Consider the following 24,883-nt stretch of genomic DNA (forward strand, 5'->3'; position numbering starts at 1 on the left):
GGCGGCCACCGGCATCCCGGTCCTAGCGTCCCCTGGGCCTGACGCTGAGGAGCTGGCCGTCGGCGGCGTCGGTCAACAGCCAGAGCGCGCCGTCCGGGCCCTGCTGGACGTCGCGGAAGCGCTGGCCGAGATCGGTCAGCAGTCGCCTCTGCTCGACCACACGCTCGCCGTCGAGAACGATGCGCACCAGCAGCTGCCCGGCCAGGGCGCCGGAAATGAGGTTGCCGCGCCAGGCCGGAAACAGGTCGCCGGTATAGAATGTCAGGCCGGAGGGCGCGATCGACGGCGTCCAATAGGTCAGCGGCTGCTCCAGGCCGTCGGCGGCGGTGGCGCCGCCATTGACCGGCCGGCCGTCATAGTGGGTGCCGTAGGAGATCAGCGGCCAGCCATAGTTGCGGCCGGCGCGGGCGACGTAAAGGCCGTCGCCGCCGCGCGGTCCGTGATTGGTGATCCACAATTCGCCGGTCTGAGGATGCAGGGCGGCGCCCTGGACATTGCGATGGCCGATCGACCAGATCGCGGCGTTCCAGCCCGGCCGGCCGGCGCCGGGATTGCCGGCGGCGGGCGCGCCATCGGTGGTGATCCGCACGATCTTGCCAATGGTATTGGCCGGGTTCTGGCTCTCGTTGGGCAATTGGAAACGCTCACCCGACGTGACGAACAGCGCGCCGGAACGATCGAAGACGAGCCGCGAGCCGAAATGCAGGCGGCTGGCGAAAGCCGGCTCCTGGCGATAGATGATGCGGCCGGCTTCCAGTCCGGTGCCGGCCAGGTTGAGCCGGCCGCGGAACACCGCCGTGGCATTGGTGTCGCCCGAGCGCCGTTCAGCGAAGCTCAGATAGATCAGCCGGTTCTCGACGAAATGCGGATCGAGCGCGATGCCGAGCAGGCCGCCCTGGCCGGCCGCGTAAACGGCGGGCACACCGGCAAGCGGCGGCAGGATCCGCCCGTCGCGCTCGATGAGGCGCAGGCGCCCGGGCCGCTCCGTGACCAGCATCCGCCCATCGGGCAGGAAGGCGAGCCCCCAGGGATGATCGAGCCCGCGGGCAACGACCTTGACGTCGAGCTGTTCGTCGCCCGCGGCGGCGGTCTGAGCCTGGGTTGGTCCGGCCAGCAGCGTCAGGGTCAGGGCGAGAAGGGCAAGGCGCACGGCATTCTCCCGGCGAACGGCGCTGTCGCGGCGCGGGACCTGCCCGCCGCGAGACCCGCCATCTTAGATGGAGCGGGGGGTCAAAAACAAAACCCGCGAGACGGCGGTCACGCGGGTTTCGGGCTGTCGGCAGCGTTTTGAAACCGGCTCAGACCGGAACGATCGGATCCTTGTCGTGGCTGTTGGCGCCCTTGCGCAGCATGTGCACCAGGAGCCCGGAAAAGCCCAGAATGGCAATCAGCACCGTGCCGGACATGACCAGGGTTTCCGGATCGGCGCCGTCCTCGAACGTGGAGGGATCGACCAGCTCGGACGACAGGAAGAAGGCGGCAACGGCGAGCGCCACCAGCAGCGCGATGACGACGCCGGCGGAGATGATGGTGGGAACACGCGGATGCGCCTGCGGGAAACCGCGGCGGCCGGGCCTTCGAAGCAGGGGATGCGAAGCACGAGGCATGAAGCGGTCTCCGTCGATCCGGACTATTCCGGGAACGCCCGAGCGGGGAAAAGGTTCGCGGCGCAAGCCGAGGCCGCGCCGTCCGTTCCGCTCAGTTCAATCCCGATGCGTGCACTGTCATGCCAGAATGGGGCCGGCGCTTCGCCCAACGATGACGGTGCGGCGATATTTGCAGGCAAAAATGCGGCAGGCTGTCACGACTGCGTGAAATCATGGGCGGAAAAGGTTTCCGAAGCATGAACCCGGTCTTAACCTTGATCGATCGATAATGGAATTCCGACACCTTTCAGTTTTGCGTGAGGTTCTGGAATGTCCCGTTTCGTGCTTTTTCTGATCGCCGCCGCCGCGGTGGTCTTCGCTCAATATGTCGATCGCAGCACGGCCCATCTGGACGGCTCGCAAAGCGTCGCCCATCGCGATCGCGGCGTGAACCCGGATGATGCCCTCATCACCGGTACGACGCGTCGCCAGCCGCCGCGCTGAAACCGCCCATCTCCGTCAGTCCGCCGGCCGTCGCGCTTTTCGCTGCAGCGCGAGATTGATCCCTTGCGTCCGCGCTGCGGCGGCGCGAGCATCGGTCGTACGTGAGGTCCCATCAACAAGACCCTCCGTTTGTCCCGTCACTTCCGGGTCGACCTTCTTGCCCGGGCCCCGATCGACGAGGGAACTGCCATGGGTGAAGCAGGCGGCAGAAGAGCAACGGGTCCCCGGTGCATCGCGCTGGTGGGCCCGTTCCAGAGCGGCAAGACCACGCTGCTCGAGGCCATCCTGGAGCGCACCGGCGCCCTCCAGCGCATGGGATCGGTGGAAACCGGGACGACCGTCGCCGATGCCAGCGCCGAGGCGCGGCAGTTCAAGATGAGCATCGAGGCGGGCATCGCCACGACCAGCTTCATGGGCGAGAGCTATACGTTCATCGATTGCCCGGGCTCGGTCGATTTCCTGCACGAGATGCGCAACATCGTGCCGGCGGTCGACGCGGCCGTGGTGGTCTGCGAGGCCGACGAGAAGAAGGTTCCGGCGCTCGGGGTCATCCTCAGGGAACTCGAGGACCGCGGCATTCCGCGCATCCTGTTCATCAACAAGATCGACAAGGCCGACAAGCGCATCCGCGAGACGCTGACCACGCTCCGGCCGGCCTCACGCGTGCCCTTGCTGCTGCGCCAGATTCCGATCTGGTCGAACGGCATCGTCTCCGGCTTCGTCGATCTGGCGCTCGAACGCGCCTTCGTCTATCGCGAACACGCCGCCTCCATGGTGGTGCCGCTCGACGGCGACGACCTGACGCGCAATCGCGACGCCCGCTTCTCGATGCTGGAAACGCTCGCCGATCACGACGACGAACTGATGGAGGCCCTGCTCACCGATCTCGAACCGCCACGCGACAAGGTCTTCGACGATCTCGGCAAGGAATTGCGCGACGGACTGGTCTGCCCGGTCCTGTTCGGCTCGGCGACCCGGACCAATGGCGTGCTGCGCCTGCTGAAGACGCTGCGCCACGACGTTCCCTCCGTCGAGGAGGCGGCCGACCGTCTCGGCGTCAAGCCGGATGCCGCGGTCGCGCATGTGATGAAGACCATCCACACCGCCCATGGCGGCAAGCTCTCGGTGTCGCGCATTCTCTCGGGCGCGGCGACGGATGGCGCCATGCTTACCGGCTCGGGCGGCCATACCGAGCGGACGTCGGGCCTGTTCAGGATGTTCGGCCCGGCCCTGGAAAAGGTCACGGAGGCCAGGGCCGGCGACACGATCGCCTTCGGCAAGCTCGACCATGTCGCGACCGGCGACGCGGTGACCACGGCGAAGACGCCGCATCCGCGCCTGGCCGAAGCGCCGCCGCCCCAGCCGGTGCTGTCGGTGGCGCTGTCCGCCAAGGACCGCAAGGACGACGTCAAGCTGGGGCTGACGCTTGCCAAGCTCGCCGACGAGGATCCCTCGCTGTCGGTGGTCCATGCCGGCGAGACCGCCGAGATGGTGCTGGCCGGCCAGGGCGAGATGCATCTGCGGGTGGCGGTGGCCAAGCTGGCCAACCGCTACGGCATCACCGTCAACCAGACCAAGCCCGGCGTCGGCTATCGCGAGACGATCAAGAAGAGCGCCACCGGCATACGCGGGCGCCATCGCAAGCAGTCCGGGGGACACGGCCAGTTCGGCGACGTGGTGATCGATGTCCGGCCGCTCGGGCGCGGCGAGGGTTTCGTCTTTTCGGACAAGATCACCGGCGGTGTCGTGCCGAAGCAATATATCCCCGCGGTGAAGGACGGCATCGAGGACACGATCAGGAAAGGACCGCTGGGGTTCCCGGTGGTCGACATCGGCGTGACCCTGACCGACGGCAGCTATCACACCGTCGATTCATCCGACATGGCGTTCCAGCAGGCCGGCCGGATCGCCATTCAGGAGGCCTTGCCGGTGTGCCATGCCGTGCTGCTGGAGCCGATCCATCGGGTCGAGGTGGCGGTTCCCTCGGAGGCGACCGCCAGGATCAATGCGATCGTATCGGGCCGGCGGGGGCAGATCCTCGGCTTCGACAGCCGCGACGGCTGGGCCGGCTGGGACGTGGTGGCGGCGCTGATGCCGGAATCGGAGATCGGCGACCTCATCGTCGAGATTCGCTCGGTGACGGCCGGCGTCGGCAGCTTCACCTCGCGCTTCGATCACCTGGCCGAGCTGACCGGGCGCGAAGCCGACAAGATCGTGCAGGCGCGCGCGGCGGCCTGAGGCCTGTCGTCCGGGCGAAAAAAAAGCCGAGCTGAAAAGCCCGGCTTTATGAGTTTCGGCCGCTGACGCTAGGCATCTTGCGGCCGCCTTCCAGAGGGGAACGCCGACGGCGACATGGGAACACAGGGAGGAAGTATTCCGTAACACCGTCGACGCATCAGATATGGCGCTTTCGTGTGCAGCGCACAACAGAAGCGGGTGCATGGCTGGATCTCGGATGCCGCACGCCTCGGCGTTATGCCTAAAAAACGAGCTAATTCGAACATTTTTTCCGAACGCGGCGGTCGCCCTCGGCGGGCCGTTCAGTGAGCTGTGCACGGCGGTCCGGCTGGTGTGGATAATCGCGACGGTGCGATTGCGGAAACATGACGAATCCAAGATCGCTTGTAGGGTCAGTAGGCAGCGCCTTCATCCTGCGTTAGGGTCTGGTCAAGGATCGATTCGGGCAGCCGAATCAAACGGTTGCCGGCGGTGACGCCGGTCTCCCAGAAGAGGTCCTTCTGTCCAGTTGCGTCCGTCGCGTCTGTCCGACAACCGAGCGAACCGCACGGGGGCGGAATGTCCTTGATCGACTTTGAGACCACCGATCGCCAGGTCAATCCTGTCGATCTCGTGGAAAATCTGGCGGCGTTGAACGACTGGTCGTTCGACCGCTCCGCCGACGACGAGATCACCCTTTCCGTGACAGGGCGCTGGGGTGACTACCACGCCTCCTTCACCTGGATGGATGATATCGAATCGCTGCATCTGGCATGCGCCTTCGATCTCAAGGTGCCCGACCGGCGCCGTGCCGAGGTCAAGGAGCTGATCCAGCTGGCCAACGAGCAGCTCTGGCTCGGCCATTTCGACCTCTGGCCGCAGGAAGGCGTGGTGATGTTCCGCCATGGCCTGCTGCTGGCCGGCGGTGCGGAGGCCTCGGGGCGGCAATGCGAAGCCCAGCTCGATGCGGCGATCGAGGCCTGCGACCGCTATTACCAGGCCTTCCAGTTCGTCGTCTGGGCCGGCAAGAGCGCACGCGAGGCCATGGACTCGGCTTTGTTCGAGACCGTCGGCGAGGCGTGACAGGGCGGCGCGGCGCGGGTATCGATCTCGGTGGATCATTCCACCGAGGTTGTCATGCCGAACCTGCCCCATGCCGCGCTCTCGCCTGAAAAATTGCCGCTCGATGCCTTCAACGGCCATCTCGTGCTGGTGGGGGCCGGCCAGATGGGCGGAGCGCTGCTGGCCGGCTGGCTGAAGCTCGGGCTGGCGCCGGGGCGCGTCACGGTGATCGATCCGAAGCCGCCCGCGACGATCCGCGCGATCATCGATGCCCATGGCATCGCGCTCGATCCGCCGTCGCCGGCGATTGCCGATGTCCTGGTGCTGGCGGTCAAGCCGCAGCTCGCGGACGAGGTCATGCCGCTGGTCAAGCACCTGGTCGGCAAGACCACCGTCGTCGTGTCGGTCATGGCCGGCAAGACCATCGCGCGCATGGAGCAGGTCTACGGCGCCGACACCGCGGTCGTGCGCACCATCCCGAACACGCCGGCGGCGGTCGGGCGCGGCATTACCGGAGCGGCGGCCAACCGTCACGTCAATGAAGCCCAGCGGCTGCTGGTCGACAATCTCCTGAGCGCGGTCGGCCGCGTCGAATGGCTGGCGCGCGAGGACTGGATCGACGCGGTCACCGCCGTTTCCGGATCGGGGCCGGCCTATGTCTTCCTGCTGGCCGAGACATTGGCCAAGGCCGGGGTTGCGGCCGGCCTGCCCCCCGAGCTCGCCGCCCGTCTGGCGCGCGCGACGGTGGAAGGTGCCGGCGAGCTGCTGCACCGTTCGCCGCAGGTGGAACCGGCGACGCTGCGCCAGAATGTCACGTCGCCCAACGGTACCACCCATGCCGCGCTGCAGGTGCTGATGGCGGCCGACGGCATCGACCCGATCTTCGTCGCGGCGGTCGCTGCCGCGACGAAACGCTCGCGCGAGCTGGCGGGCTGACATCGCGCACCTATCTCAAGGTAAGAGTCGACCCAGGACCTGCGTCGACGCAAGAGACCGGAGGACAGCATGGCCAAGGCTTCTAAATCCGCCTCATCCCAGCCGCCGCGCGAGCTTATCGTCGACGCCTATATGGCGCTGCTGGCGGACAAGCCGCCCTATGAGATCGGACTTGCCGAAATCGCCGAGAAGGCCGGCGTGTCGCTGGCCGTGCTGCGCGATGCGTTCGGCTCGAAGTTCGATATTCTCGCCGCCTTCGTAAAGACCGTCGATACGGCGGTGCTCGAAGGCATCGATGCCGATCTCGCCGACCAGCCGACCAAGGAAAAGCTGTTCGACATCCTGATGCGAAGGCTCGACGTGCTCGGACCCCACAAGGCGGCGATCCGCAACCTCGCCCGCGCCATCCGGCGCGACGCGGCCATGGCCATGGGGATGAACCGGCTGGCGCTTCGTTCGCACCAGTGGATGCTGGCCGCGGCCGGGGTCGAGACCAGCGGTCGGGGCGGGGCGCTGCGGGCCCAGGGCATGGCGGTAATGTTCGCGCGGGTCCTGCGGGTCTGGCTCGACGACGACGATCCGGCGCTCGCCAGGACGATGAAGGCTTTGGACGAAGGGCTTGCCAGGGCCGGGCGGGCTGCGCGAGCGCTCGACGATGTCGAGCGGCTGACGGCGCCGCTCAGGTCGCTGTTCGGCGCGCCCCGGGCCTTCTGTTCGCGGCGCCGTCCGGACGACCGTGACAGGTCGGAGCCGCGGCCGGGCAGCTGGCGCGGCGACGACTTCCGCGATCCCAATGTCACTCCGGTCTGAATGGACAGAACATGAATGCGCATGAGCCGGCCGGCCCGATTTCCTTCGACGATTTCCTGAAAGTGGATATCCGGGTCGGCAGGATCGTCGAGGCCGAGCCCTATCCGGAGGCGCGCAAGCCGGCCTTCAAGCTGGTCATCGATTTCGGCGGCGAGATCGGCCGGAAGAAGTCCTCGGCGCAGATCACCAGATATTATGCCCCCGAGACCCTGATCGGCCGGCAGGTGCTGGCAGTGGTCAATTTCCCGCCGCGCCAGATCGGCAAGTTCATGTCCGAGGTCCTGACCCTGGGCGTGCCCGATGGGACCGGGGAGGTGGTGCTGCTGACCCCCGAGCAGGATGTCCCGCTCGGGGGCCGGCTGTTCTGATCGCGATCGCTTCCGGTCAGGCGGCCTTGGGCAGCACCTCGGCCGAATAGTCTTCCATGATCACCTTCGACATGTTGCCGGGGGTGAATCGGTAAGGGCCGATCTCCGAGACGGGGGTCACCTCGGCGGCGGTGCCGGTGATGAAGCATTCGTTGAAGCCCGAAAGCTCCTCCGGCATGATCCGCCGCTCGATCACCTCGAAACCGCGCTTCTTGCACAGGTCGATGACGGTGCGCCGGGTGATGCCGTCCAGGAAGCAGTCGGCCTTCGGCGTATGCACCTGGCCGTCCTTGATGAAGAAGACATTGGCGCCGGTGCATTCGGCGACCCGGCCCTGCCAGTCGAGCATGAGCGCGTCGGCATAACCCTTCTTCTCGGCCCGATGCTTGGAGATCGTGCAGATCATGTAGAGGCCGGCTGCCTTCGAGGTCGACGGCGCGGTCGCCGGATCCGGGCGGCGGTAGTCCGCCATATCCATGCGGATGCCCTTCATCTTGGTCGCCGGGTCGAAATAGCTCGGCCAGACCCAGCTCGCGATGGCGAGGTGGATGGTGTTGTCCTGGGCCGAGACGCCCATCATTTCCGAGCCGCGCCAGGCCACGGGCCGGACATAGGCGTCGACCTGGCCGTTGGCCGCGAGCGTCGCGGCCTTGGCGGCATCGATCTCGGCGACCGAGAAGGGGATCTCGAAATCCAGCAGCTCGGCGGACTTGCGCAGGCGCGCCGAATGCTCGGTCGACTTGTAGATGACGCCGCCATAGGCCCGCTCACCCTCGAAGACGCAGGAGCCATAGTGCAGCCCGTGGGTCAGCACGTGGATCTGGGCCTCGCGCCAGGGAACCAGCTTGCCGTCCATCCAGATGAAGCCGTCGCGGTCGTGGAACGGGATGAGGGTCATGCGTCTATCCTCCTGCTACTGTACCGGCGCTGGGCGGCCCGATTGCGCTTTTGCGAAGCGGCCCGGGTCCGGCTAACCTTGCGTGGAAAGCGTCGCCGTCAAGGGACGATTCTCGCCAAGGCCAAAGGCCGATTTGGTACGATCGTTTCGTGAATGCGGGCAAATGAGTAACAATCGGCATCGAATATGTCAACATGGCTGACATAAATGTCTCACCGGCGGCGCGCCGGCAGTCGTCAGGTCCAGCCGGCGCGGGCCCGGAAGCGGGCGCGCGCGAGCCTGCCTACGACCTGATCGAATTGATGTTCTTCGCTTATCGGGATTTTGTCGGCGATCCCGACCATGTGCTGGAGCGGTTCAATTTCGGCCGCGCGCACCACCGGGTCCTGCACTTCGTGTTCCGGCATCCTGAAATTCGCGTGGCAGACCTGCTCGACATCCTGAAGATCACCAAACAAAGCCTGGCGCGGGTTCTGCGCGAGCTGGTGGAGCAGGGCTTCATCCTGCAGAAGGAAGGCCAGGTCGACCGGCGCCAGCGGCTGCTGACCGTCACCGACAAGGGCCGGGCGCTGGCGCTCGAACTGTCGCGCCTGCAGACCGAGCGGTTCGCCCGCGCCATCGCCGGTTCCGGGACATCGCGCGATGCCGCGGTGCGCTTCCTGTTCGCGATGATCGACCCGGAGGCACGCGAGGACGTGACGCGCCTGATCACCAAGGCGGACCGCGTCGCCGCACGGGCCAAGGAGCGCTGAGCAATGCCGCCTGCCAAAGCCCTGCCGGACGACGCGCATCACCTGCTCGTCGTGGACGACGACCGGGTGATCCGGCAAACCTTGGCGCGCTATCTGAACAATAACGGCTATCGGGTGACGACGGCCGAACATGCGGCGGCGGCGCGCGCGCGCCTGGATGGGTTGAGCTTCGACCTGCTGATTCTCGACGTGATGATGCCGGGCGAAACCGGCTTCGACCTGGCCCGGGCGATCCGCGCGGGCAAGACCGAACAGGCGGCGGCGGTGCCGATCCTGATGCTGACCGCGCGCTCGGATCCGTCCGACCGGATCACCGGGCTCGAGATCGGCGCCGACGATTACCTGCCCAAGCCGTTCGAGCCGCGCGAATTGCTGCTCAGGATCGGCGGCATCCTGCGCCGGTCCATGCCGACGCCGCAGCCGGTGGTGGAATCGGTTCGGTTCGGCGATTTCCATTTTCATCTCGGTCGCCTCGAACTGCGCCGGGGCGACGAGATCGTGCGCTTGACCGATCGCGAGAAGGAGATGCTGCGCGTGCTGGCGGTAAAGCCCGGCGAGACCGTGCCGCGTTTCGACCTGGCGGCGCCCGGCGGCGACATCAACGAGCGCACCGTCGACGTCCAGGTCAACCGGCTGCGGCGCAAGATCGAGATCAACCCGGCCAACCCGATCCACCTGCAGACGGTGCGGGGCATCGGCTACCGGTTGATCGCGGCGCCCTGAGCATCCTGGCGAAACATCCGGAAGGCGGCGTGCCGTCCCGCTGAAACAGTGCCGTGCGACGTCACGACGCAGCTTTCAGAGGGGATCTCCATGAGCATGGATTCGGACAATGACTGGTCATCCACCGCCTCCTCCGGGGTGGATGCGAACGGTCCGGGCTCACCGGACGGCGACAGCACGACGGAAAATGTCGGATTCTTCCAGCGGCTGATGCAGTCGCTGGTCGGCATTCTCATCGGCCTCGCGTTGGTCGGCGCCACCATCTGGGGCGTGTTCTGGAACGAGGGACGGGCGATCGGCACCGCCCGCGCGCTGAACGAGGGCGCCGCCGCCGCGATCAGCGTGCCTGCGGCCCGTGTCGATCAGGCCAATGAAGGCCGCCTCGTCCATCTGACCGGCGACCTGCGCGCCGGCGCGCCGCTCGCCGACGAGGAGTTCCAGGTCCGCACCCAGGCGATACGGCTGGAACGCCGGGTCGAGATGTATCAGTGGAAGGAAGATCAGAAGACCGAGAGCCGCAGCAATACCGGCGGCTCGCAGACCCGCACCACGACCTATTCTTATGAACAGGTGTGGTCCGACCGGGCGATCGATTCCTCGCGGTTCCGCCAGCGCGACACCCATTCGAACCCGCGCATGCCGATCGCCGGCCGCACCCAGGTGGCGCCGAATGCGACGCTCGGCGCGTTCCGCGCCGACGACCGGGTCATCGGCCTGTTCGGCAAGAGCGCCGAACGGAGCTTCGCGGTGACCACCGACGCGCTTCAGCCCTTCGCCGCGCGCTTCGGCAATCGCACCCGGCTCTCGGACGGTTCGGTCTATGTCGGCGACGATCCGGCGAACCCGCGCATCGGCGATATCCGCATCAGCTATTCGATCCTGGCCGAGGGGCCGGTCAGCGTCGTCGGCCGCCAGATCGGCAATGGGCTGACCGCCTATGTCGCCGGGAATGGCCGGGAGGTCTTTCTGGGCGAGACAGGCACGAAGAGCTCGGCCGAGATGTTCACCCATGCCCAGGAGGCGAACAGCACGATCACCTGGATCCTGCGCGCCGTGGCGCTGCTGGTGATGTGGATCGGCTGGTTCCTGGTGTTCCGTCCCTTCGTCATCCTCGCCGACATCATTCCGATCCTCGGCAGCGCCATGGCGGCCGGTGCCGGGCTGGTGGCGCTGGCCCTGACGCTGGTCGTCTATCTGCCGGTGATCGCGCTGGCCTGGTTCTGGCACCGGCCGGTCATGTCGATCGTGCTGATCGCCGTGGGATTTGCCGGCGCCTATGGCCTGCGCGTGCTCGGCCAGAGCCGGCGGGCCGCCAAGGCCGCGGCCGTACCGGTGCCGCAGCCAGGCTATGCCGCTCAGCCCGGTTACCCGCAGCCCCAGGCCTATCCGGCCTCGCCGCAGGCGGCGCCGGCGTCCTTCCTCGACGTGCCGTCGTCGCTCGGCGGCCGCAGCGGCTCGCGCTGAGCGCCCGCACGAGAAAAACGCCCCGCCGGCCGGCGGGGCGTTTTTTCGTCTCAGGTCATGGTCAAGGGATGAGGATCATCGAGCCGGTGGTCTTGCGGCCGGTCAGGTCGGCATGCGCATGGGCCACCTGCTTCAGGCCATACTCCTTGGGCTTCTGGATCTTCACCGTGCCGTTCTTGACGACCTCGAAGACATCCTTGGCATTGGCCAGGAGGTCCTTGCGTGCGGCCACGTAGTGGAACAGCGTCGGACGCGTCAGCGATGCCGACTTGGCGGCAAGCGCGCCGGGGGCAATCGGATCGGGCGCGCCGGATGCCGCGCCGAACAGCACGAGATGGCCGCGCACGGCGAGACATTCCAGCGATTTCAGGAAGGTGTCCTTGCCGACGCCGTCATAGACCACCTGGACGCCCTTGCCGCCGGTGATCTCCTTCACCCGGGCGACGAAATCCTCCTTGGTGTAGAGGATCGGATATTGGCAGCCGTTCTTCTTGGCGAGCTTGGCCTTGTCCTCGGTCGAGGTCGTGCCGATGACGATGGCGCCGAGCGCTTTGGCCCATTGGCACAGCCACAGGCCCATGCCGCCGGCGGCCGCATGGATCAGCACGTAGTCGCCTTTCTTGACGTGATAGGTCTGCTTCAGGAGATAGCGCGCGGTCATGCCCTGCAGCATGATCGCCGCGGCGGTCTTGTCGTCGATCGCCTTCGGCACCTTGACCAGCGTCGCCGCCGGAATGAGCCGCTTCTCGGCATAGGCGCCCGGAGGCCCGCCGGCATAGGCGACCCGGTCGCCCACCGTCACCTCGGTCACGCCCTGGCCGATCGCCTCGACCACGCCGGCGGCTTCCATGCCGATGCCATGCGGCAGGCTCGGCATCGCATAGACCCCGGAGCGCTGGTAGATGTCGATGAAGTTCACCCCGATGGCGGTCTGGCGAACATAGGCTTCGCCCGGGCCCGGGGGTTTAAGGGATACGTCCTCATAGACCATGGCATCCGGACCGCCGGGTTTATGGATACGGATCGCCTTCACCATGTCTGGTCCCTCGCTGTCGGCTGCTGCTTCGGCCTGAACGCCTGATATCTGCGTCGACTGAAGAAATCGATTTCATCGGTTCGTTGTAATGCGATTTCGGGCGCGGCGTCGATATGCCGCATAGCCCGCGCCGCGGTCAAATCGGCCGGTTTCGCGCCGGGGGCGGCCGCTGCGCCTGTTTTCGCCGGTCATCTTCGATTCAGCATCCCGACGCTATCGCACCGCCGCGCGGCCGCCGGCCTTGCCGGCCACGCGGAGCAGGCATAGCCCTTGCGTAGCGAGGGTCGAGGTGTCCATGCTGTCCCGACGAGAGACCCTTTTGACGGCCCTGAAGGCCGCTTGCGGAATTTCCGTGAGCGCGGCGTCCCCATTGGGGACGCTGCTGGCGACACCGGCGGCGGCGCAACCGGCGCTGCGCCCGCCGTCGCAATGGCTGTTTCCGTTCGGGGCCGCCCTGCGCGACGGGCCGCTTGCCGGCGAGCCGGATTATCGGGCCGCCATTGTCGCCCACTGCCGCCAGGTGGTCGGCGAGGGCGGCTTGAAATGGTTCGATCTGCGTCCTTCGCGCGAACGCTTCGTCTTCGACCAGGCCGACAAGCAACTGGCCTTCGCGACCGAGAACGGCATGGACCTGCGCGGCCATACCCTGGTCTGGTACGGCGCCATGCCGGACTGGACCAAGACGATCGCGAGCGCCGCCGAGGCCGAGCGCGAGTTGGTGCGCCATATCGAAACGGTCATGGGCCGTTATCGCGGCCGCATCAAGAGCTGGGACGTGATCAACGAACCGATTCCGGACGATCCGGCCAGCCGCTCCGACATCCGCCCGTCGATCTGGCAACAGCGGCTCGGCGAAAGCCATATCGCGCTGGCGCTGCGCACCGCCGCCAGGGCCGATCCGGAGGCCAGGCTGGTCATCAACGAATATGACATCGAATTCATCGGTGACCGGTTCCGCCGCAAGCGCGATGCCCTGCTCAGGCTGGTCCGCGACCTGAAGCTGCGCAACGTGCCGCTTCACGCGATCGGCCTGCAGGGGCACCTGCGCGGCGACCTCGCCATCGATCAGGAAGGACTGTCGGCCTTCGTCTCGGAAATGCGCGCGCTCGGGCTCGACGTGCTGGTGACCGAACTGGACGTTGTCGACGACAAGCTGCCGGGCCCGCCCGTGCTGCGCGACATGCTGGTCGCCGCGCGCGCCTATGACTTTCTGCGCGCTATCCACGCCGCGGCGCGGCCGGCCGCCGTGCTCACCTGGGGCATCACCGACAAATACACCTGGGTGCCGCTCTGGTTCAAACGCAGCGACGGCCTGGCGAACCGGCCCTTGCCGCTGGACGACGGCTACCGGCCGAAGCCGCTGATGCGGGTTCTCGAACATTTCGGCCAGGGCCTGCACTGATGCTGATCCGCCAGACGTCCACCTATATGGTCGCGCACGGCACCTCGGCCGCCCTCGGCTTCCTGTCGGTCGTGCTGTTCACCCGCCTGCTGACGCCGACGGAATACGGCTTCTATGTCGTCGGCATGGGGATCGCCGGCATTGTTTCGGCGCTGCTGTTCACCTGGGTCAGGCTGTCGGTCCTGCGCTTCCAGTCGGAGGGCGACCAGGTCGATATCCGGCTGACCGCGCTGATCGCCTATGGCATTTCGGTGGCGTCGACGCCGGTGGTGTTCGCGGTGACGGCTTATGCGGTCGGCGTGCCGGTCGAGCGGGCGGCGGCCGCGATCATGCTGGCGCTGGCGCTCGGCCTGTTCGAACTCGGCCAGGAGATCCTGCGCGCAAGGCTTCAGTCGGGCGCCTATATGCGCGCCGCCATCGTCCGGGCGGTCATCGCCATTTGCCTGTCGCTGACGCTGGTCCATTTCGGTTACGGCGGCTTCGGCCTGGTGGCGGGTGTCGCCGGTGCCTATCTCGCCACCGCGCTGTGCTTCTCCGGGGCGATCTGGCGCGCGCCGCTGAAGCCGTTCAACCGGGTGGTGTTTGCCGAGATGCTGCGCTTCGGCGTGCCGATGGCCTTGTCGGGCGGCGTCTTCGCTTTGCATTCGGCGCTGGATCGCCTGCTGGTCGCCTATCTGCTCGGCGACCATGCCGCCGGCATCTATGGTGCGGCGGCCGACCTGACCCGCCAGATCATCCTGTTCCCGGCTTTGTCGGTCGCCTCGGCGGTCGTGCCGCTGGCGATCCGCTCGCTGGCCGAAGACGGTCCGGCGGCGGTCGACGCCCACCTGACCAGGAGCGGCGAATTGCTGCTCGCCGTGGTCATGCCGGCGGTCGTCGGCCTCGCCATCGTCGCGCCGCATCTCGCCGCCCTGATCCTCGGGCCGGAATTTCGCGCCACGGCGGCAAGCCTGATCCCGATCCTGGTTTTCGCCTGGCTGTTCCAGACCATTTCCCAGCAATTCGTCCAGGTCAGTTTCCACCTCGCCAAGAAGCCGAAGCTGATGGTGGTGCATGGCACCGCCATCCTGATCGTCAATGTCGTGGCCATGATGCTGCTGGTCGGCCCCTTCGGCCTGAAGGGCGCGGCCTTCTCGCTGGTGCTGGCGGAAGCCGCCGGCGTGGTCGTCGGCTATCTCCTGTCACGGCAGGCTCACCCGCTGCCCTTCGCCTGGCGTCCGATCGTCAAGGTGGTCGCGGCGGTGGTGGTCATGGCGGTGCCGACCGCGCTGATCGAATGGAGCGATGCCGAGGACAGCATTCTCGGCCTTGCCATGAGCATCGTGACCGGCGTCGGGCTCTATGCCGGCGTGGCGCTGCTGATCGATCTCGCCGGCGTGCGCAGCGCACTGGTCGGCCGGCTCGCCTATCTCCGGCAGCGCCGGGGCGAGGCCTGAGGCCGACGTTCTCGCAGGGATCGCGACCTTGCCTGTGAGGGCGACGCGGGTCAGCGGTCCCAGCGGACCGCCGCCACGTGCGCGGCGAGCAGCTGGTCCTCTTCATGCCGTGCCGGGTCGAAGGCCTCGCGGCCGGTGCGGGCATATTTCCAGCTGTCGCTGATCTCGCGGAAATGCCGGTAGGAGAACCTGTCGGTCATCAGCCGCGAGGCCGGATGTCCGCCAATGGCGTGGATCCGCCACTGGGCATCCGGCGGGCATTTCGACGGCACGATGGTCCATTTCGGCGGGCAGCGATCGGCATCGATGGTGATCAGCCCGAAACGCTTGGCGGGACGCTCGCGCCGCACCACGTGGTAGTCGCGATGGCGCTTGTCGGCTTTGTCCGGTGCCGGCTCCCGGCCCTCGATGCCCATCACCCAGCGGCCGTAATATCGGCAGACGCCGAAGTGCTGGTTCTCCGCAGCCTCGAAGATGCTGCCGCCGTCGCGCGACAGGATCAACTCGTCGACATCGGAACATTGCACGCTCGCGGCGGCGGCCAGGAAGCGCCGGCGGCCGTGCTCCCAGACGCCGTGCTGGCCGTAATCGGAATCCCAGAAGCGCTTGGCGTCGAAGCCTTGGGGGCCGAATTTGTAGGGCCAGGACACGACACGGGCGACGGCGATGCCGTCGAGCGTGCCAAGGGCCTCGGCGAGATCGGCGACGGAATAGGAGGTCGAGCCATTGTCGTAGATCAGCACCGCATCGGCGCCGTGAACGTCGCGCGAAAATCGCACCCAGTCCTGAATCCAGCCGAGGTGATTGTTCTTCGATTGGGTGAACATGACGCGTCGGCCGGCGAACAGGTCGACCTCGCTCGGGCTGACCGCGATCTCGGTGGTGCCGAAGGCCGCGCTGAGCGTCAGGCTCGTCGTGCCATCAGGCGCGTCGACATGGATCTGGCCGTGGCGGTCCATCTCGCGGATCCGGAACGAGCAGACGGCACCGGACGGCTTGGCCGTCAGGGTCATCCGTTCGAGAGCGGGCTTGAGGTTCAGGAACGGCGGACCGACCAGCACGATGCGGCGGTCGGTGTCCGGAAAGGCGTCGTAGAACAGAGTGTCGGCATCATATTTCGCGTCGAATTCAGCGTCGCGATGCGCCACGGGCCGCGTCGGTTCGCGCCGCGCATCGGAGAAGGCCGACAAGATCACCGGCGAGGGCTCGACGATCGCGATCCGGCGGGACATTTCTGGATGCATCGTGGCCTGGCCGTTCTCGCAATTCTCAGCTTGGACCATTGGTGGAGCGTCCGGGCCCTGTCAAACGGCTTGTGCCGACCCTGCCGCGCCGCCGCCCGTCCGGTTCAGGCCGAGCGGGTGGCCATCAGGTAGATCGCCCTGGGATTGGTGACCGCGTAGCGCCAGAACAGCCGGCGCGGCTCCAGCCAGACGCGATAGGCCCATTCGAGGGAGGCCGCCTGCATCCAGTCGGGTGCGCGCCGGTTGGTCCCCGACAGGAAATTGAACAGGCCGCCGGAGGTCTTGATCAGGCCGACCTGGCCAAGCTTGCCGCCATGGTCACGGACGAAGCGCTGCTCGTGCGGAACGCCCATGGCGAGCCACAGAATGTCCGGTGCCAGCCGGTTGATCTCGTCGAGCTTGGCGTCGAGCGCGGCGCCTTTGAGAAAGCCGTGGCAATGACCGACGATGTCGAGGCTGGGATAGAGCCGCCGTGCCGCATCCACCGCCCTGGCATTTTCCTCCTCGGTGGCGCCGAGCATGTAGAACGAGACACCGGCCCTGACCGCGCGCTTGGCCACGTCATGGAACAGGTCGGTGGTTCCGACGCGCTCGGGCAAGGGCTGGCTGCACAGGAACCGCGAGGCGGTCACCATCGGCTGGCCGTCGGCGACGATCTGGTCGGCGGCCAGGATCAGGGCCGCGATGTCGGGGTCGGCCGCGGCGCGCGCGATGACTTCGCCATTGGCCGAGGTCAGGTAGAGCGGCCGTCCGCCGCGGCGGCGTTCGCGGGCGGCACGGATCATCCAGTCGGCGGTCTGGTCACGGTCGAGCACCGTGATCGGCAATCCGCCGATCGTCACCGTCGGCAAGGCGCGGAAGGCGTGATCGAAACTGTTGGGCATGGCGATGGCAACCGTCACCTAGTGGACCAGTCGTGCGACCGGCAAGCGCGGGGCGTTCGTCCGGCGCGCCGCCGGCGTGGGCACCGCTCCGGGGAAGACGAGGGTGAGCAGCAGGGCGAGCGCCGCGCCGGTGCCGATGCCGCCGACGAAGCCGGCCGCCGCGACCACCACGCCGCGCGGCGGGAAGGTGCGGTTGCGGGGCGGCTGGGCAACGGTGATGATGCGCGCATTGTTGGTGTCGATCCGCTCGAGTTCGCTGGTCTCGCGCGAGCGGCTCAGGAACGAGTTGAGCAGGTTGCGGTTGACGTCGACCTCGCGCTGCATCTCGCGCAGCTGGACGAAGGCCTGGCCGGCGTCGGAGGCCTGGTTGCTCAACTGATCGACGATCCGGCGCTGGGCGGCCTCGGCCGCCTTGGCGCGCTCGAGATCGGCGCGTGCCGACTGGGCGATGCGGCCCAGTTCCTCGGCGATGCCACGCTCGAGATCGGCGACCTGGGCCTGGGCATTGCGGACGCTCGGATGGCGCGGACCGAATTCGGTCGAGGCATCGGCCAGCCGGCGGCGGGCTTCGGCCTGCTGGCCGCGCAGCGCGGCGATCGTCGGCGACACCACGGCTTCCGGCAAGGCGCTCGCCTGGCCGACATTGCGCAGCGCCTGGCGGATCTGGTCGTTGCGGGCCTGCGCTTCGCCCACGCGGGACTGGGCCTGGCTCAGCGCGGTGTTGGTATCGGTCAGCTGCTGTTCGCTGACCAGCTGGGTACGGGTGCCGACCAGGCCGTTGCGGCGACGGAAATCCTCGACCTTCTCTTCGGCGACACGGACGCGGTCGCGCAATTCGTCGAGCCGGTTGGTCAGCGACAGGGTGGCGCGGCGCGCCGCTTCGGAGCGGGCCGCCGTCTGGGAATCGATATAGGCATGGGCCACGGCATTGGCGATCTGGGCGGCCTTCTCGCCCGAAGCCGCGCGAGCGGTGACCTCGATCACGAAGGTGCGCTCGGGGCGGCGCACGACGACGCGATCATAGAGGGCTGCGAGCGCCGACTGCTCGCGCACCTCCAGGCTCTCCTGGACCTCACGCTTGAGGCCGAGGCTCTTAAGCAAGGCGACGGCCCAGGGCGCGCCGCCGGCGCCGCCACCGCCGAATTCAGGATCGTCGGCCAGGCGTTCGCCGTCGACGACACGGGCCAGCACGCTCTGCGAGGTGATGATGCGGACCTGGCTCTCGACGAAATTGATCGCCGTGTTGGAGTCCTGCTGACGCGAGTTCGGGTCGCTGTCCAGCACCTGCAGGCCGCGCGGGTCGATATAGATCTGGGCGGTCGCCAGGAAGCGCGGCGTGGCGAACTGGGAGGCCACGAAGGCGCCGACGGCAAACAGCGGGCCGAGGACGGCAATCAGGATCCAGTAGCGGCGAAGCGCGCCGATGATATCCAGGCCGCCTACGGCCTTGCCGTCCTGTTGCGGCGCTGGACGCGGCGCGATGGGCTCGGCCCGATCGTCGTCGTACATGACTTGCCTCTCCTGCCGATCCGGAACGAGGCGCTTGGCCAAGTCCCGAATTGGAACACACCCGTGGAACTGTGTTCTGTCTGCGCAAGGAAGAGGCCAGCACGATCTGTGCGGTGTCGGGGCATGCCCGGATCGGGATGGGGCCGGATCGGCGGCGTCAGGCCGCGCCGATGCGATCCAGCGCGTCACGCATCGGCAGGACGTCGATGCCGCGCCGATGGGCGCCTTCGAGCGCTGCCCGGACGAGGCCCGGCGAAGCGCCGAACCGGGTCGGTTCGGTGGCGATGTCGTGGGTCAGGAAGACCAGCCAGCCGCGGCGCGCCACCACTTCGTCGAGCAGCCGCTCGAGCCTGGCCGTTGTCAGGCCGCAATCGATCAGCTCGACCGCCTTGACGAAATCGAGGTCCAATCTGCCGGCATTGACGCCCGGCTGAACCGAGCGGCTGGCCCGGACGAGGCGGCTCAACTGGCGCTTGCGCGCATAGCCGGCGAAACCATAGGGATAGGCGAAAGTCTCGCCGGCGAGGCCCGGAATGAGCCGGCGCAAGGCCGCCCGGTTTGCGGCGATATCGGCTTCGAACTCGCGGCGGGCCATGTCGAAGACGGCGCGGTGCGAGTGGGTATGCAGCCCGATCTCGTGACCGCGATGGTGGAGGTCGACGACCGCCTCGGGACCGGCAATGGTCCAGAGCGGACTGGATTCGCCGAGCAGGCCGGTGGCGGCGAAATAGGTGCCGCGCACGCCATGGGCTTCGAGCAGCCCGGCGCCGACCTCATGGGCGGATGCCGGGAAGTCGTCGAAGGTTATCGACACGATCGGCCGTTCGTTGCCGAACGGTATCGACCTGACCGGCAGGCGCCTGGCCAGGGCGTGGCCGAGATGCGCGCCGAACCGATCAATGATCGCGTCGCCATTGCTGTTGGCGGCTTGCTTAGCCGGCGATCGGCCGGGGCGGGCCGCCGGATCTGCCATCGGTTCGAGCGAACCGCTATGACCGTCGCTCATCGACGTCTCCTCGACCGCATGACATCGCCGCGCGCCGTCCGATATGCGATCGGCTGTGCCGTGCTATGCGTGCCACCTTGGGATGGATTCCCTAATATTCGATCCGGTCATCCAATTGTAAGCAAGCGGGAGGCCACGGCCAGGGTTTTGCTCTCCTGTTGTCCAGGCGGTCGCCAGGCCGCATTCTTGATCCAGAGCGAGACCCCCGACCATGGATGTGTCCCCGGGCGAGACGATGCTGAAGCCTGAAGTTGCGGCGAGTCGAGAACTCGCGTCGAGCCCGAATCTGAACCGGTCGGCCATGCGCGCGGTGGTTGTCGTGCCGACGTTCCGCCGGCCGGAGATGCTGGCGGCGACCCTCGCCTCGCTGCGCCTGCAGACCTGCGCCGCGCCCTTCGCCGTGGTGGTGGTCGAAAACGACGCGGCGGGGGGCGCCGGCGCCGCGGTCGCGCGGGCCGTGTTCGGCGCCGGCGAGCTCGCGGGGCTCTGCGTGGTGGAGGCGGCCCAGGGCAATGTCCATGCGATCAATGCCGGCTTTTCGACCGCGCTCGACGCCTTTCCTCAGGCCGACTATTTCCTGATGATCGATGATGACGAGGTCGCCTCACCCGGCTGGCTCGACGCCATGATCGCGGCGGCCGATCGCGAGAAGGCGGATGTCGTCGGCGGTCCGGTCGTGCCGCGTTTCGCCGATGGTGCTCCGGCGCTGATGGTGCGCCATCCGGTATTCTGGCCGGCCTACGAAACCAGCGGGCCGGTCGAGATGATCTATGGCAGCGGCAATTGCCTGATGCGCCGGCGCGTGTTCGAGCGACTCGGCCGGCCGGCCTTCGATCCCCGCTTCAATTTCCTCGGCGGCGGCGACATGGATTTCTTCACCCGCTGCCGCCGCGCCGGGTTCACGTCCTATTGGGCGGCCGAGGCCGTCATCACCGAGACGGTGCCGGCCGAGCGTGCCAAGGTCGGCTGGATCGTCAAGCGCGGCCTGAGGATCGGTGCCATCAACCGGGCGGTCGACCGCAAGAACGCGCCGGGCGCGCGCGGCCTCCTGCGCATCCTGGCGAAGGACCTCGCGATCCTGCCCTTGTCCGTCGGCCGGGCCGTCGGCGTGCTGGTCAGGACCGGCAATCCGCTGATCGCCGCACACCCCCTGGCGGTCGCGGCCGGTCGCATCGGCGGCATTCTCGGCCAGGAGCCGCAGCCCTATCGGGCGGCGAGCATGCCCTCGCCATGAGCCTTGCAGCCCCGTTGCCCGCGCTCGCCCCCGCGACCGCGCCGCGCATGCTGGTCATGAGATCCGACAGCATGACGCCCTGTGGCGTCGAAGCTTTCGCTCGCCGGCTGGCGTCGACCGCCGGTGAGCGTGCGACGACGCGGGTGCTGGATCGCGATCTCGGCGGGCTTCGCAGCGCGCTCGAGAACGCCGACGCGATGGTGCTCAATCTGCCGGTGGTCGCCTGGAAGACCAAACTGGCCGAACCGACGCTGGCCGCGACCATCGCGCGTGCCGGGCGCCGGGATGTCGTGGTGATCCTGCACGAATGGGCCGATCTCGACTGGAAGCGGCGCGCGAGCTATGCACCGCTCCTGCCGCTCGCCACGACGGTGCTGTTTTCCTCTCCCGAGGTCAGCAGGCAGTTCGCGGCCAGCCCGGTCTCGCGTGTCACCACCGGCCGGCGCGGCATCGTGCCGATCCCGCCCAATCTGGCGCGACCGGCCAGGACTTTGCCGTCGGGCGCCACCGCGACGCTTGCCGGCGCGCGGGCGGCGGGCCGGTTGATCCTTGGCCATTTCGGCTCGATCTATCCGAAGAAGCAATCGACCCTGGTGCTCGACGTCGCCGCCGCGTTGCGGGCGCGGGGCGAGGATCCGTTCGTCGCTTTCATCGGCTCGTTCGTGAAGGGCAGCGACCGTGTCGAAGAGGAGTTCCTGGCGCGGGTCGGCGCGCTCGGCCTTGCCGACCGGGTTCTCGTCACCGGCTACGTCGCCGACGATGCCGAGGTGTTCGGCCTGTTCGATCAGGTCGACGTCTTCCTCTATGCCTTTGCCGAAGGGCTCACCTCGCGACGCGCCAGCGTGCTGGCGGCGACCGCTTCCGGGCGGCCGCTGGTGGTCAATGCGCCGCGCGAGGCCGGAGCCTTCGATCACCATCCGACCTATTTGCGGCTGCTGCGCGAGGGGCGGCTCCGGTTGGTGCCGACCGAGGCCACGGTCGAGGATCTGGCCGGCGCCGTGGCGGCGGCGCGCGCCGCCGGCCTGCCCACCGGGGTGCTCGACGAGCAGTCGGCCTGGCGCGATGCGCTCGCCGCGGTCGACGCCGGGCTGCGGCCCTAGGATGGGCAGATGCGGTTCGGCCCGGATCGGGCCGTCCGGCGCTAGAGTCCGCTGGGTTTCGGTGCGACCAGCGCCCGCGCCCATTTGGCGAAATCGGATTGCCGCCAGGCGGCGAGCGTCCGCCTTGCGCTCTTGAGCGCAAAATAGACCGGGCCGCGCCAGGTCACCCGGGCGGAATGGTCGGACAAGGGCACGGGCCGCGTCGACCACAGCTCCCGATAGGCCGGGTTGTCGGCACCGAGATCGAAATTGCGGTGTCCCAGTGTGAAGGATCGGCGGATCAGCGCGATCAGCAGCCGGGTGCCACTGGAGAAGCGGCCATAGGTTTCGGTCTCGTGAGCGGTCAGCGCGAAGGAGAAGCGATCGGGTTCGATGAAACCGAGCAGGGCCGCCGTCACGGTATCGCCGCAGCGTTCGACGGCGAGATCGGCGAACTTGCCGAGCCGGCCTTCGGCCAGGGCGCCGCGATAGAAGGCGAGTTGGCCGCTCGCTTCGAACCGGTCGTGGCCGTCGCGCTGCAGCCATTGCCGCCGCCTGAGCGCGACCAGGGTCTCGAACAGGCTCGCGGCCTCGTCGGCCGAGCCGGCCAACGTGAAGGAGACCGGCCCGAGGCGCGCCATTTGCCGGCGGCGGCTCTCGATCTTGCCGATTTCGGCGCGGCGGGCCTTGGTGGCGGCATAGTCGTCGAAGGACTGGCCGGCAATCTCGATCAGGCCACCGGCGGCGGCGTGACCAACAGGGCCGAGATCGACGAGCGGATTGCGCCGATCCTTCACATGGCCGGGGATCTTGCCGAGATCGACCGCGTCGACCGCGGGCAGAGACCGCAGGATCTGGGGCCAGAGCGTGAGCAGGGCGCCGGGGGCCAGATCCACGTCCCCGGCCAGGATCGGCGCATTCACGGCCGCCACGCCGCCATCCATGAAGCGCAGCACGGCAAGGCCGAATCGGGTTTCGACGGCGAGCGGCAGGTAGAGGACCGGTGTGTCGTCGGCGAGGCTGACGATCACGCCGAAGCCGCGGGCGCCGCGTCTCGGCCCGATCGTCTCGCACCAGAGCGTGACGAATTCGCGCGATTGGAAGACGTAGCCGGTGGTCTCGACCGACCGGTTGGACGGCCAGCCGACGAATGGCAGGTCGGCCACGGGAACGACACTGATATGACAGGCCGACGCCTCGACCGACGGTGCGGCCGAGGCGAAGGCGAGGGGGGGCAGGTGCAGGCGCGTCACGCTCGGCATGTCCTCAGAAGGCGTTGTCATAGGCCTTCCGGGAGAAGACGGTGCGGGCCATGATTTCGAGGTCGAGCAGCACCGACCAATGGTCGATGTAGTAGAGGTCGTGCTCGACCCTGGCCTGCATCTTCTCGACGGTGTCGGTCTCGCCGCGCAGTCCGTGAACCTGCGCCCAGCCGGTAATGCCCGGCTTGACGTTGTGGCGGCGGGCATAGAGCGCGATGCGGTTGTCATAGTGGCGGTCGTGGGCGATGGCATGCGGGCGCGGACCGACCAGCGACATCTGGCCCGACAGCACGTTGATGAGCTGCGGCAGCTCGTCGAGATTCCAGCGCCGCAGGAACCGGCCGATGCGGGTGATCCGCTGGTCGCCGCGGGTGGCCTGGCGCACGGTGTCGCCGTCATCGGCAACCGTCATGGTGCGGAACTTGACGATCGAGAAAGCGCGCTGGTTGAAGCCGAGCCGGCGCTGCCGGAACAGGGCCGGGCCGGGGCTGTCGATCTTGATGGCGAGCGCGATCAGCAGCAGCACCGGGGTGAACAGGAACAGGGCGAAGGAAGCCAGCCCGATATCCAGGGCGCGCTTGGCCATGATCTCGCCGGCGGACAGGGGCGGACGGCCGAGCTGCAGGCTGGCGATGCCGCCGGTCTTGGCGATCCGGATGTCGTCGAAGCGATCGAAGATGCGTTCCGGGCCGAGATGGATCGCCACGGGAATGCGCATGAACGCATCGATCAGGCCGTCGATCGTCTCGGTTTGGGACCAGGGCACGATGATCAGCACGTCGTCGAGATACATTTCACGGGCCTGGGCGACGATACGCGCGATGTCGCCGCGGCCGGGCTCGGTGGTCGCGTCGGAGGCCAGGAGACCGGTGCCGGCAATATGCATGCCGGCATTCCACGGCTGGTAGCGCATGGCGAAGGCGGTGACGTCGGTCTCACGACCGACCAGCATGACGCGGCGGGCCGGGATCATGCCGATCTTCGAGCCGATGGTCATCAGCCGGCCGGCGACGTGCCGGGTGAGCAGAACCAGCGGAAAGCCCGTGACGAAGGTCGCGATGACGGCGACGCGGGAGAAACCGTCGCTGGTCTTGGTGGCGAAGGCGAAGGCCATCAAGGTGACGAACGTAGCGCCCCAGAGCGTCAGAGGCGTGCCGATCGAGCGCTCCGGCACGATATAGTGGCCGAGCTGATATTGCCCGCGAACCACGTTCAGCATGACGAACAGGCTGGAAACCAGCAAGGCCAGGTCGATCTGGGCCTTGACCGTCCACCAGTCGCCGCTGCTCAGGCGATTATAGACGAGCGATACCATGTAGGAGGTGCCGGCGATGACCAGCCAGTCGGCCGCCGCGGTCGCCACCATCAGCGTCAGGCGGGTCCAGGCATAGCCGCCACGCCCACGTCGGGCGATCACGCCGACGGGCAGGTCCAGATCCTTCAATGTCATGGCCCAGGTTCTCGCGCGTTC

At 67.6% G+C, this 24,883-nt stretch carries 23 protein-coding genes; 13 read left to right on the forward strand and 10 right to left on the reverse strand.

The window, feature by feature from the left end; translation table 11 throughout:
- Positions 1 to 22: 22 nt before the first annotated feature.
- Together AC07WJ_RS08635 and AC07WJ_RS08640 are read right to left on the reverse strand one after the other, a co-directional pair.
- Positions 23 to 1,150: a PQQ-dependent sugar dehydrogenase gene (locus AC07WJ_RS08635; RefSeq protein WP_494934151.1), complete on the reverse strand. Its 1,128-nt coding sequence runs from the start codon at positions 1,148 to 1,150 to the stop codon at positions 23 to 25.
- Between the two features lie 148 nt (positions 1,151 to 1,298).
- Entirely contained in the window at positions 1,299 to 1,607 is a 309-nt protein-coding gene (locus AC07WJ_RS08640) for a hypothetical protein (protein WP_494934152.1), read from the reverse strand.
- Positions 1,608 to 1,916: 309 nt separating this feature from the next.
- On the opposite strand from AC07WJ_RS08640, the gene AC07WJ_RS08645 reads away from it, so the two are divergent.
- From AC07WJ_RS08645 to AC07WJ_RS08670, 6 genes are all read left to right on the forward strand, one after another.
- Positions 1,917 to 2,090 (forward strand): hypothetical protein, encoded by a 174-nt coding sequence (locus AC07WJ_RS08645; protein ID WP_494934153.1) that lies wholly within the window; start codon positions 1,917 to 1,919, stop codon positions 2,088 to 2,090.
- 189 nt (positions 2,091 to 2,279) lie between these two features.
- Positions 2,280 to 4,328 carry an elongation factor G gene (locus tag AC07WJ_RS08650; protein ID WP_494934154.1) on the forward strand — a complete coding sequence of 683 codons (2,049 nt, stop codon included), beginning with the start codon at positions 2,280 to 2,282 and terminating at the stop codon, positions 4,326 to 4,328.
- Positions 4,329 to 4,886: 558 nt separating this feature from the next.
- On the forward strand, positions 4,887 to 5,390 hold the full coding sequence (locus tag AC07WJ_RS08655) for a type III secretion system chaperone family protein (protein WP_494934155.1): 504 nt from the start codon (positions 4,887 to 4,889) through the stop codon (positions 5,388 to 5,390).
- Between the two features lie 54 nt (positions 5,391 to 5,444).
- Positions 5,445 to 6,305 carry a pyrroline-5-carboxylate reductase gene (proC, locus tag AC07WJ_RS08660; protein ID WP_494934156.1) on the forward strand — a complete coding sequence of 287 codons (861 nt, stop codon included), beginning with the start codon at positions 5,445 to 5,447 and terminating at the stop codon, positions 6,303 to 6,305.
- A 69-nt stretch (positions 6,306 to 6,374) separates the two neighbouring features.
- A complete protein-coding gene (locus AC07WJ_RS08665; protein ID WP_494934157.1) occupies positions 6,375 to 7,115 on the forward strand; it encodes a TetR/AcrR family transcriptional regulator in 741 nt (246 codons plus the stop codon).
- Between the two features lie 11 nt (positions 7,116 to 7,126).
- Complete coding sequence (locus AC07WJ_RS08670; protein WP_494934158.1) at positions 7,127 to 7,483, forward strand: tRNA-binding protein; 357 nt, start codon at positions 7,127 to 7,129, stop codon at positions 7,481 to 7,483.
- Between the two features lie 16 nt (positions 7,484 to 7,499).
- Here AC07WJ_RS08670 and AC07WJ_RS08675 read toward each other — a convergent pair whose 3' ends face one another.
- A complete protein-coding gene (locus AC07WJ_RS08675) occupies positions 7,500 to 8,381 on the reverse strand; it encodes a branched-chain amino acid aminotransferase (protein WP_494934159.1) in 882 nt (293 codons plus the stop codon).
- A gap of 194 nt (positions 8,382 to 8,575) precedes the next feature.
- Between AC07WJ_RS08675 and AC07WJ_RS08680 the strand changes: the two genes are divergently transcribed.
- From AC07WJ_RS08680 to AC07WJ_RS08690, 3 genes are all read left to right on the forward strand, one after another.
- Entirely contained in the window at positions 8,576 to 9,133 is a 558-nt protein-coding gene (locus AC07WJ_RS08680; RefSeq protein ID WP_494934160.1) for a MarR family winged helix-turn-helix transcriptional regulator, read from the forward strand.
- 3 nt (positions 9,134 to 9,136) lie between these two features.
- A complete protein-coding gene (locus AC07WJ_RS08685; protein ID WP_494934161.1) occupies positions 9,137 to 9,856 on the forward strand; it encodes a response regulator in 720 nt (239 codons plus the stop codon).
- A gap of 90 nt (positions 9,857 to 9,946) precedes the next feature.
- A complete protein-coding gene (locus AC07WJ_RS08690; RefSeq protein ID WP_494934162.1) occupies positions 9,947 to 11,320 on the forward strand; it encodes a TMEM43 family protein in 1,374 nt (457 codons plus the stop codon).
- Positions 11,321 to 11,381: 61 nt separating this feature from the next.
- Here AC07WJ_RS08690 and AC07WJ_RS08695 read toward each other — a convergent pair whose 3' ends face one another.
- On the reverse strand, positions 11,382 to 12,356 hold the full coding sequence (locus AC07WJ_RS08695) for a quinone oxidoreductase family protein (protein ID WP_494934163.1): 975 nt from the start codon (positions 12,354 to 12,356) through the stop codon (positions 11,382 to 11,384).
- Positions 12,357 to 12,708: 352 nt separating this feature from the next.
- On the opposite strand from AC07WJ_RS08695, the gene AC07WJ_RS08700 reads away from it, so the two are divergent.
- The gene (locus AC07WJ_RS08700; RefSeq protein ID WP_494934164.1) at positions 12,709 to 13,758 is read left to right on the forward strand and encodes an endo-1,4-beta-xylanase; all 1,050 of its coding nucleotides are present in this window, start codon (positions 12,709 to 12,711) and stop codon (positions 13,756 to 13,758) included.
- The gene (locus AC07WJ_RS08705) at positions 13,758 to 15,194 is read left to right on the forward strand and encodes a lipopolysaccharide biosynthesis protein (RefSeq protein WP_494934165.1); all 1,437 of its coding nucleotides are present in this window, start codon (positions 13,758 to 13,760) and stop codon (positions 15,192 to 15,194) included. Before AC07WJ_RS08700 ends, AC07WJ_RS08705 begins: the two co-directional genes overlap by 1 nt.
- Before the next feature lie 50 nt (positions 15,195 to 15,244).
- Here the strand turns inward: AC07WJ_RS08705 and AC07WJ_RS08710 are convergent, their stop codons facing one another.
- The 4 genes from AC07WJ_RS08710 to AC07WJ_RS08725 all read right to left on the reverse strand — a co-directional run bounded on the left by AC07WJ_RS08710 (position 15,245) and on the right by AC07WJ_RS08725 (position 19,837).
- Entirely contained in the window at positions 15,245 to 16,426 is a 1,182-nt protein-coding gene (locus AC07WJ_RS08710; RefSeq protein WP_494934166.1) for a hypothetical protein, read from the reverse strand.
- A gap of 116 nt (positions 16,427 to 16,542) precedes the next feature.
- Positions 16,543 to 17,340: a WecB/TagA/CpsF family glycosyltransferase gene (locus AC07WJ_RS08715; protein WP_494934167.1), complete on the reverse strand. Its 798-nt coding sequence runs from the start codon at positions 17,338 to 17,340 to the stop codon at positions 16,543 to 16,545.
- A complete protein-coding gene (locus tag AC07WJ_RS08720) occupies positions 17,341 to 18,831 on the reverse strand; it encodes a GumC family protein (protein WP_494934168.1) in 1,491 nt (496 codons plus the stop codon).
- Positions 18,832 to 18,988: 157 nt separating this feature from the next.
- Entirely contained in the window at positions 18,989 to 19,837 is an 849-nt protein-coding gene (locus AC07WJ_RS08725) for a polysaccharide deacetylase family protein (protein WP_494934169.1), read from the reverse strand.
- A gap of 301 nt (positions 19,838 to 20,138) precedes the next feature.
- Here AC07WJ_RS08725 and AC07WJ_RS08730 point away from each other — a divergent pair, with 301 nt between their 5' ends.
- Entirely contained in the window at positions 20,139 to 21,071 is a 933-nt protein-coding gene (locus AC07WJ_RS08730) for a glycosyltransferase family 2 protein (RefSeq protein ID WP_494934170.1), read from the forward strand.
- Positions 21,068 to 22,171 carry a glycosyltransferase gene (locus AC07WJ_RS08735; RefSeq protein WP_494934171.1) on the forward strand — a complete coding sequence of 368 codons (1,104 nt, stop codon included), beginning with the start codon at positions 21,068 to 21,070 and terminating at the stop codon, positions 22,169 to 22,171. The genes AC07WJ_RS08730 and AC07WJ_RS08735 overlap by 4 nt, the downstream gene beginning before the upstream one ends.
- 41 nt (positions 22,172 to 22,212) lie before the next feature.
- Here the strand turns inward: AC07WJ_RS08735 and AC07WJ_RS08740 are convergent, their stop codons facing one another.
- Both AC07WJ_RS08740 and AC07WJ_RS08745 read right to left on the reverse strand, forming a co-directional pair.
- Positions 22,213 to 23,433 (reverse strand): GNAT family N-acetyltransferase, encoded by a 1,221-nt coding sequence (locus AC07WJ_RS08740; RefSeq protein ID WP_494934172.1) that lies wholly within the window; start codon positions 23,431 to 23,433, stop codon positions 22,213 to 22,215.
- On the reverse strand, positions 23,417 to 24,862 hold the full coding sequence (locus AC07WJ_RS08745) for an undecaprenyl-phosphate glucose phosphotransferase (RefSeq protein WP_494934173.1): 1,446 nt from the start codon (positions 24,860 to 24,862) through the stop codon (positions 23,417 to 23,419). The genes AC07WJ_RS08740 and AC07WJ_RS08745 overlap by 17 nt, the downstream gene beginning before the upstream one ends.
- Positions 24,863 to 24,883 lie beyond the last annotated feature (21 nt).

It is taken from the genome of Phreatobacter sp. GW821-FHT04C01 (genome assembly GCF_059420385.1).

What these genes read in the sequence shown, in the direction of transcription:
- AC07WJ_RS08640 (WP_494934152.1), bottom strand. Translation starts at nt 1,607, where the DNA reads ATGCCTCGTGCTTCGCATCCCCTGCTTCGAAGGCCCGGCCGCCGCGGT.
- AC07WJ_RS08645 (WP_494934153.1), top strand. Translation starts at nt 1,917, where the DNA reads ATGTCCCGTTTCGTGCTTTTTCTGATCGCCGCCGCCGCGGTGGTCTTC.
- AC07WJ_RS08650 (WP_494934154.1), top strand. Translation starts at nt 2,280, where the DNA reads ATGGGTGAAGCAGGCGGCAGAAGAGCAACGGGTCCCCGGTGCATCGCG.
- AC07WJ_RS08655 (WP_494934155.1), top strand. Translation starts at nt 4,887, where the DNA reads ATGTCCTTGATCGACTTTGAGACCACCGATCGCCAGGTCAATCCTGTC.
- proC (WP_494934156.1), top strand. Translation starts at nt 5,445, where the DNA reads ATGCCGAACCTGCCCCATGCCGCGCTCTCGCCTGAAAAATTGCCGCTC.
- AC07WJ_RS08665 (WP_494934157.1), top strand. Translation starts at nt 6,375, where the DNA reads ATGGCCAAGGCTTCTAAATCCGCCTCATCCCAGCCGCCGCGCGAGCTT.
- AC07WJ_RS08670 (WP_494934158.1), top strand. Translation starts at nt 7,127, where the DNA reads ATGAATGCGCATGAGCCGGCCGGCCCGATTTCCTTCGACGATTTCCTG.
- AC07WJ_RS08675 (WP_494934159.1), bottom strand. Translation starts at nt 8,381, where the DNA reads ATGACCCTCATCCCGTTCCACGACCGCGACGGCTTCATCTGGATGGAC.
- AC07WJ_RS08680 (WP_494934160.1), top strand. Translation starts at nt 8,576, where the DNA reads ATGGCTGACATAAATGTCTCACCGGCGGCGCGCCGGCAGTCGTCAGGT.
- AC07WJ_RS08685 (WP_494934161.1), top strand. Translation starts at nt 9,137, where the DNA reads ATGCCGCCTGCCAAAGCCCTGCCGGACGACGCGCATCACCTGCTCGTC.
- AC07WJ_RS08690 (WP_494934162.1), top strand. Translation starts at nt 9,947, where the DNA reads ATGAGCATGGATTCGGACAATGACTGGTCATCCACCGCCTCCTCCGGG.
- AC07WJ_RS08695 (WP_494934163.1), bottom strand. Translation starts at nt 12,356, where the DNA reads ATGGTGAAGGCGATCCGTATCCATAAACCCGGCGGTCCGGATGCCATG.
- AC07WJ_RS08705 (WP_494934165.1), top strand. Translation starts at nt 13,758, where the DNA reads ATGCTGATCCGCCAGACGTCCACCTATATGGTCGCGCACGGCACCTCG.
- AC07WJ_RS08710 (WP_494934166.1), bottom strand. Translation starts at nt 16,426, where the DNA reads ATGTCCCGCCGGATCGCGATCGTCGAGCCCTCGCCGGTGATCTTGTCG.
- AC07WJ_RS08720 (WP_494934168.1), bottom strand. Translation starts at nt 18,831, where the DNA reads ATGTACGACGACGATCGGGCCGAGCCCATCGCGCCGCGTCCAGCGCCG.
- AC07WJ_RS08725 (WP_494934169.1), bottom strand. Translation starts at nt 19,837, where the DNA reads ATGAGCGACGGTCATAGCGGTTCGCTCGAACCGATGGCAGATCCGGCG.
- AC07WJ_RS08730 (WP_494934170.1), top strand. Translation starts at nt 20,139, where the DNA reads ATGCGCGCGGTGGTTGTCGTGCCGACGTTCCGCCGGCCGGAGATGCTG.
- AC07WJ_RS08735 (WP_494934171.1), top strand. Translation starts at nt 21,068, where the DNA reads ATGAGCCTTGCAGCCCCGTTGCCCGCGCTCGCCCCCGCGACCGCGCCG.
- AC07WJ_RS08740 (WP_494934172.1), bottom strand. Translation starts at nt 23,433, where the DNA reads ATGACAACGCCTTCTGAGGACATGCCGAGCGTGACGCGCCTGCACCTG.
- AC07WJ_RS08745 (WP_494934173.1), bottom strand. Translation starts at nt 24,862, where the DNA reads ATGACATTGAAGGATCTGGACCTGCCCGTCGGCGTGATCGCCCGACGT.